The organism is Streptomyces sp. NPDC046215 (assembly GCF_040646215.1).
Classification (GTDB): Bacteria; Actinomycetota; Actinomycetes; order Streptomycetales; family Streptomycetaceae; genus Streptomyces; species Streptomyces stramineus.
In genome coordinates this window covers 23,750-29,749 of sequence record NZ_JBEYZW010000084.1, presented here as the reverse complement: position 1 = coordinate 29,749, position 6,000 = coordinate 23,750, and the positions used below count along the sequence as shown (strand labels likewise).

Below are 6,000 nucleotides of genomic sequence, written 5' to 3'. Positions count from 1 at the left end.
CCCGGGGATTTCTCCCCGGGCCCGCCCCCTTGTGCCGGCTGCCCGACAGCCCTGTCGTCAGCGCACGGGCGCCGTCAGCTCCGCGTCCCGCCGGGCGGCGGGGCCCTGGGACGCGGCGAGGCGGCTCATGCCGTGCTTCAGGCAGGACCGGGCGATGGAGTCGCCCTGGAGCAGCGTGCGGGAGTTGACGTGCGGCCGGGCCCCGATCGCGGTGACCCACTGCACCGACTCCACCGGGGGGCCGTAGGAGAAACGGGCCGGGTGGGGAACGCCTCGGCCGTCGATGATCTGGAAGGTCACGTCGGTCACGTCCAAACCGCCGGTCTCGTAGCCTGAGTTCCCCGCGTCGGGGATGAAGTGGGCCCGGCAGCCCCCCGCGGAGAGCAGCGACGCCAGCAGCGGGTCGGTGGCCCGGCGCACGTCGGTCGTCGGCAGGTGGGCCTCGACGAGCGCCGTCACCCGCACCGGCGGGCCCGGCACGTGGGGCGAGTCGACGGAGAAGGCACCGGACTCCTCGTCCGCCGTGACCCTCATCCGCGGGCCGAGCACCTGGACGACCCCCGCCTCGACCAGGGCACGGAGCTGCCGGACGCGCGTGGCCGGCGGACCGCTGGCGGCGAAGTTGTTCAGCCCGCTGAACCAGTGGTCGATGTGGTCCCGGTAGGAGGTACCGCTCAGGCCCCGGTAGGAGATCACCTGCCGCACTTCGTCGCGCAGGTCGCGCATGACCGCCGCGGCAGCCTTGACGGCGCTGGTGGCCGGGCCCAGGTCCGAGTGCCGCAGGTCCTCGTCGAGGACGCTGAGGATCCAGGCGCGGTAGTCGGCGGCGTCGGCGAACTCGCGCCGGTCCGCCGGGCGGTCGAGCGCCTCCCAGTTCCAGCGCAGCTCCGCGTCGGGCACCAGTTCGCTCAGGAGCGCCTCCATCTCCGGGGATCCCCAGGCGTGCTGCGGGTACTCGGCCAGCAGCCGGGCGTGCCCGTCGGGGTCGTCGTCCCGCAACAGCACTTGGTAGTAGTTCCAGGCGACCTCCTTCGACACGAGGGGGAACAGGTCACGCATGAAGTCGGTGCGGCCGGTGCCCGCCGGGCCCCTCAGCCGGGCGATCTCGTCGGCGGACAGGAACGTCGCCCGGTAGCGGGGCACGATCTCCTGGCGGATCTCCGCCCGCGCACGGTACGGGACGCCGCGCCCCGACCCGGCGTGGACGACCGGCTCGTCGCCGCTGGGCAGATAGGTCAGCCCGCCGTCGGGACGGGGGACGAAGCGCCCTCCCCTGCCCTCGGTGAGCAGCGCCATGTAGTCGTAGAAGTTCAGTCCGAGTCCCCGCAGGGCGACGGCCTGCCCCGCACCGATCGGCGCGAGGTCCGCCTCCGCGGGGCTGCTCGGCGGCACGTAGTGCAGCCCGTGGCGTGAGGCGAAATCGACGAGCTCGTGCTGCCTGTCCGTGGGCTCGACGTCGTAGTGCCCCTGCGCGAGGATCACCGCGTCGGCCGTCAGCGGCAGCTCCCGCCCTTCGAGGGACACCTGCTGCCTGCCGTCCGCGGACTCGGTGAGGGAGGTCGCCCGCGTCCGGTGGACCCGGACCCGGACCCCGGCCGGGGCGTTGCGCACGATGTGGGCGAAGGCCCAGGCGAGGTACTCCCCCTGGAACGCGCGCGAGGCGTACGACCAGGGTTCCATCGCCGCGGCCTCGGCCCTCGCCTCCTCGGTCACGTCGGTGACCTCGCCCTCGGCGACCATGCGCGCCCATTGGTACTGGGTGGGGCCGGCCGTCAGCGGGCCCTCGCAGGTGACGGTGTCGTCGGTGAAGACGGTCACGTCGCCGGCGACGGTGTTCATCAGCAGCCGGCGGGACTGGCCGAGCTGCCACACCCGCCCGCCTCCGGCGGGGTAGGGGTCGACGACGTGCACCTCCACCGGTGTGTCCCCCGCGACTTCGGGGGCGTTGGCGCAGATGCGCTCCAGCGCCACGGTCCCCCGGGGCCCGGCCCCGACGATGCAGATGCGCAGGGGTGCTGCTTCCGTTGACATACCAGCTCTCCTAGCTGAAGCGATCGTGAGAAAACGGCGGGGCTCAGCCGACGGCGGCCCGCGTGCCGGGCCCGGGGCGCGGGGGCGGGGCGGTCACTCGGGGGTCTCCCGCTGCATTTCCCGGAAGAGGGTGGGGAAGTAGTTGATGTCGTCGGTGAGGCCGGTCAGCAGGGATCCGATGACGGGGCCCGTGCCGTCGGCGCCGTTCAGGAGCTCGCTGTTGCGCCGCCGGGTGCGGTCCCCGAAGGGGAGCGAGCCCGTGGACAGATAGCGGATGGCGCCCTCGGCGTCGCGTTTGGGGATGATCGCGGACTTGGCGTAGCGGCTGGCGCTGAAGGGGATGTCCAGGCGGCCCGCCGCGAAGGCGTCGACTACGGCGGTGATGGTGTCGGGTGCGGCGAGGACGGGTTCGACGATGTCGGCGACCTCCTCGACGATCCAGGAGAGCTCGTCCGCGACGCGCTCCTCGTCGGCGGTGACGAAGTCCAGGAGCGGGGAGTTGGCGCGGTCGGCCAGCCGCAGCCCTTCGACGTTCGCGCGGGTGTCGGGGATGCCGAACGCTTCCTGGTAGGTCTTGGTGATGAGCTTGGAGGCCCCGCCGAGCCGGGCGACGAGGGCCCCGTAGAAGATCAGGTCCTCCGCGTTGCCGCGCTTCTTGGGGAAGACGCCCATGAACTCGTGGAGGACGGCGTGTACGTCCACCTCAGGCGGCAGGTAGGTGCGGGCGAGGACGGGGATCGCCCGCAGCGCGGCGACGTCCTGGACGAGGTGACCGCTCTGCGGGTAGGAGACGGAAATGCACCGCACCCCGGCGCGGGCGGCGAGCACCGCTTCGAGGACGCTGATCGCGAGGCTGATCGAGGGCGGGACGAGCACGGCGGTCAGGGTGCCGAAGAGTTCACGGTCGATGACGAGGCCGAGGTCGGCGAGTTCGCCGCACACCGTGTCGACGTCCTGCCACGCGGCGAGCGATTCCTCGAGCGGGACCGCCTTGGAGTACGGCAGGTTGTAGGAGATGCCGCCGCCCTCGAAGGAGGTGATGCCGGAGGCGACGGCGACGTCGAAGAGGATGCGGGCGTCGGGTGAGCCGTGGCGGATCTCCAGCGGTGCGGTGACGGACTCGTTGATGTCCCTGCCGCGGAGATAGCCGTGGCTGACGAGGGGGTAGCCGTTGAGGTCGGCGGGCGCCCGGTTGAGGGAGCGCAGGGCCTGCTCGAAGCGTTTGAGGCGGGTGTGCGAGTCGATGGTGAGGGTGAGGATGTCGGGTGCCGCCTGGTCCTCGAGTTCACGGAGGAGGGCCTTCATCTCCTCGTGGCCGCCGACGCCGCAGCGCGGCTGGATGGCCACCCGGCCCGCGTCGCGGGCGTCCCTGAGGACACGGGCGGCCGTGGGTTTGCCGAGGGAGCCGATGTAGTCGACGGACTCCGCGAGGGGTGGCAGGGCCTCCGTGCCGGGGCTCTCGGAGTGCCCCGGCAGATAGCTGACCTTCGTCATGACGCCACGGGCAGGAGCCGGCGGGCCGCCGCGCGGTCCGCCCGCAAGGCGTCGAGTGCGGCCAGGAGCTGGGAAGGGTCCTCAAGGATGCGGTCGACGCCCAGGTCCCGGAGGCGCTGCAGGTCCCTGGGGTCCTTCTTGCTGCCGACGGAGAGGTTGCCGCCGACGATGACGGGGCACGGGATGCGGCCGGCCTCGCGGGCGGCGGGCAGGTCGCGCAGGTCCTCGTGGATGTGGCCGTTGAGGCTGCCGATGATGACGGCTTCGGCTTCCGGGTGCTGCTCGCAGGCCAGGGCGAACTCCTCGACGGGCGTGCAGGTGCCGAGGTTCTCGACCTCGAAGCCGAGGCCGCGCAGGGCGTGGGCGATGAGGTGGTTGGCGACAGCGTGGCTGTCGCTGGCGGCCACTCCGAGGATGACGAGACGGCGTTCGCTGTGCGACATGGGGTTGCTGCTCCTTCGGGTACGGGACGATGCCGGGCGGGTGAGGGTCCGCGCGGGGGCCGGTGCGGCGGTCAGTCGTCGAAGGCGGCGAAGAGCTCGCGCTTGCTGACCGAGCGCAGCCGGGTGACGTCGTACTCCTCGGCATCGGCGGCCGCGAGGGAGTCGAAGACGTAGTTGATCGCCGGGACCAGGCCCCACACCTCGTGGTAGGGGGGCCAGCCGGGGTGCCCGGCGTCGGCGTCCTGCTGCCGGGCGAAGAGGTAGTCGGCCCAGGTGCGGCTGGAGGGCGCGCGGTGGTGGTAGTCGTGGACGACGGTGTCGCCGGTGAGGACCAGGTAGCGGGAGGGAGCGTGGACGAAGAGCATGCGCAGGCTCCAGCGGGCCCAGGCCAGGGTGCGCCGCCCGGCGGGCAGAGCCCGGTCGGGGGCGGGCTCACCGATGAAGATGGCATTGGTCAGCGAGGCGAAGTACTCGCGCCCGCGCCGCACTTCGGTGCCGGCCGGGGGGAAGGTGTGCTTGACGCACAGGCGCAGGGTGTTGCTGATCTGGAACAGCGGGATCAGCGGGACGAACCAGATCACCAGCAGGGCGTCCCAGGTGCCGGTGGCGATCGTGGCGGCCGCCGCGGCACCGTAGAGCGCCACGGAGGTGACCTTCTCGCTCGTCGCCGACTTGTTCCAGAAGGAGCGGGTCCGGGCGTAGGCGAAGGCGAAGTGGAAGCGGGGTGAGCCGAGCTTCGCCAGGACCCGGGACCACATCTGACGTCGCGTCATGCCGGGGTGCAGGTCGAGACTGACGAGGAATGCCTGCACAGTGGGGTCGCGAAGGGTCATGTGGTGAGCCGCGTGGTGGTCGCTGACGTGCTCGCGGCTGTACCGCTCGAAGTTCTGGATGACCAACAGGCTGGACGTGGCCCGGCCGATGACCGCGTCGAGTGTGCGCTTGCGGTACATGTTCCTGTGGGAGCACTGGTGGTAGACCATCATGCGCAGGTTGCGCATGCCGTGCAGGGTGACGGCCCAGCCGGGCAGCAGCAGGAACAGGAACCAGGACCCCAGCGCCCACCCCGTCGCGCCGACGGCGGCTCCCGCGATCATCGCGGCGACCGCGGCGACCAGGTGGTAGGTCGGCGACCAGCCGAACGGGGTCTGCCCGGCCAGGGGCTTGCCCGTGAAGACGGTGAGCGGGGACTGGAGGAGCCCTGGAAGGCGCCTCATGGTCTCCCTCGGGTCGGGGGCCGCGGCGGCGGCCGGGCCCGCCTGCCACGGATGGGCATCGGTAACGGACACGTGCTCTCCTGGTTCGATCCGGGTCTGTCATTCCTGGGCTGTCCGGCAACGGCCTCCGGTGCTTTCCGGAGGACGGACAGGACGGCGGCCGCGGGAATCGACGTCGCGGAGCACGGCTGACGCCCCGGCCCCCCGATCGGGAACCGGGGCGGAACGTCCGGCCGCCGCCCAGAGAATTTCTATCGGACCTCACAGCCCGGCGACCATTGGACTTTCGTTGAAGAGCTGGTGCGCGTAGGAGACCAGGCCCGCCTGGAGCCGGGACTCGACGCGCAGCTTGCCGAGAATCTGCGCGACATGCGCCTTGACCGTGCCTTCGGTGACCCGAAGTCGCGTGGCAATACTGCGATTCGAATACCCGGCCCCCAGCAACAGGAACACCTGGAATTCCCGGTCGGTCAGCAGAGCCACGCGCCGACGCTGTTCGGACCATAATTCCCGCTCGTGAGTTTCAGTGCCGCTCATGCCCGCCACTGCAACAACACCCCCATTTAAGTGCAGCGCTCATAAAACATGTGGACGGTAGAATAACAAGCCTGCGCTTCGACAACTCTTTGCCTCGATCAAGGCATCGTAAAATGTATGTCCCGTACACACACAGTCCCCCCATTTTGGAATACAAGGGGACATAACACCTACGAGAATCCCCTGGTTACCCATTATCGGGAATGTGAAACTAACCCTTAGTTTCATCTTTTCGGCCGACTTCCAACCGGCTCGACGATCGGTTTTCCGGTCAATCA

5 protein-coding genes are annotated in these 6,000 nt (G+C 70.5%); all 5 read right to left on the bottom strand.

Annotation, left to right across the window (positions count from 1 at the left end; genetic code table 11):
* Positions 1-57: 57 nt before the first annotated feature.
* The gene (locus ABZ951_RS27595) at positions 58-2,031 is read right to left on the bottom strand and encodes an FAD/NAD(P)-binding protein (RefSeq protein ID WP_344085910.1); all 1,974 of its coding nucleotides are present in this window, start codon (positions 2,029-2,031) and stop codon (positions 58-60) included.
* Positions 2,032-2,124: 93 nt separating this feature from the next.
* A complete protein-coding gene (locus ABZ951_RS27590; protein ID WP_344085907.1) occupies positions 2,125-3,525 on the bottom strand; it encodes a methylaspartate mutase in 1,401 nt (466 codons plus the stop codon).
* Entirely contained in the window at positions 3,522-3,968 is a 447-nt protein-coding gene (locus tag ABZ951_RS27585; RefSeq protein ID WP_344085904.1) for a cobalamin-dependent protein, read from the bottom strand. The genes ABZ951_RS27590 and ABZ951_RS27585 overlap by 4 nt, the downstream gene beginning before the upstream one ends.
* Positions 3,969-4,039: 71 nt before the next feature.
* A complete protein-coding gene (locus ABZ951_RS27580) occupies positions 4,040-5,257 on the bottom strand; it encodes a stearoyl-CoA 9-desaturase (protein WP_344085901.1) in 1,218 nt (405 codons plus the stop codon).
* Positions 5,258-5,446: 189 nt separating this feature from the next.
* Entirely contained in the window at positions 5,447-5,668 is a 222-nt protein-coding gene (locus ABZ951_RS27575) for a LuxR C-terminal-related transcriptional regulator (RefSeq protein WP_344085897.1), read from the bottom strand.
* Positions 5,669-6,000 lie beyond the last annotated feature (332 nt).

What these genes read in the sequence shown, in the direction of transcription:
- ABZ951_RS27595 (WP_344085910.1), bottom strand. Translation starts at nt 2,031, where the DNA reads ATGTCAACGGAAGCAGCACCCCTGCGCATCTGCATCGTCGGGGCCGGG.
- ABZ951_RS27590 (WP_344085907.1), bottom strand. Translation starts at nt 3,525, where the DNA reads ATGACGAAGGTCAGCTATCTGCCGGGGCACTCCGAGAGCCCCGGCACG.
- ABZ951_RS27585 (WP_344085904.1), bottom strand. Translation starts at nt 3,968, where the DNA reads ATGTCGCACAGCGAACGCCGTCTCGTCATCCTCGGAGTGGCCGCCAGC.